Annotated in this window: 1 protein-coding gene; it reads right to left on the bottom strand. The window is 61.9% G+C overall.

Annotated elements, in window-relative coordinates; translation table 11 throughout:
• On the bottom strand, positions 1-620 hold a 620-nt coding region (locus tag QUG01_RS19940; protein WP_500831609.1), incomplete at both ends, for an IS1595 family transposase.

The raw sequence follows: 620 nt of genomic DNA, 5'->3' as shown, positions 1-620 counted from the left end.
CGCCATCCCAGGTAATTGACCAGATATTTGGTCGCAACCCCATGAAAGCGCGCCATCCATGCCTTCAGCCGACTGTGATAGGCATTCACGTTCTGGATGTGGAAAGCCCCTGCACGCACGCGTTTTCCCGGCTTGGCCCGCACCACTTCATGCGTAATGCCCTGTCGTCGGGCAAAGGCGCTGTATACCGCTGCGCCATCCGTACACAGTACCGCCTCCACATCCACCAACGGCTCTAGCGCAGCTTGCACATGGCCGGCATCCAGTTTGTCCAGCTTGAAGTCCGCGGTATGTCCCTCCCGGTCACGTACCACCATCACCGGAATCTGGTCTTTGCCAGTACCGCGGGTGGCACCCACACCACCACGCTGGCGGGGTGGGCGCGGTAGCTGGCGCTGTCCTTTAAATGATTCGAGAAAGAAGGTTTCATCCACCTCCACCACGCCACGCTCCTGCGTGGCCTGATGGGTGGCCGCCATCCGCAGGAAACGGTGCCGCCACAGAAAGGCTGTGTTTTTGCTCACGCCGCACTGCTGTGCGGCGGCACGGACTGTCAGCCCCTGAATCAGGGCTGCGCCATAGTCGAGCCAGCGCTCGGCCTGGCGCAAACGGGCCAGGGG

Source organism: Chromobacterium sp. CCUG 76385 (assembly GCF_059916625.1).
The sequence above is the reverse complement of the archived record's forward strand: the minus strand, read 5'-3'. Positions and strand labels throughout refer to the sequence as shown.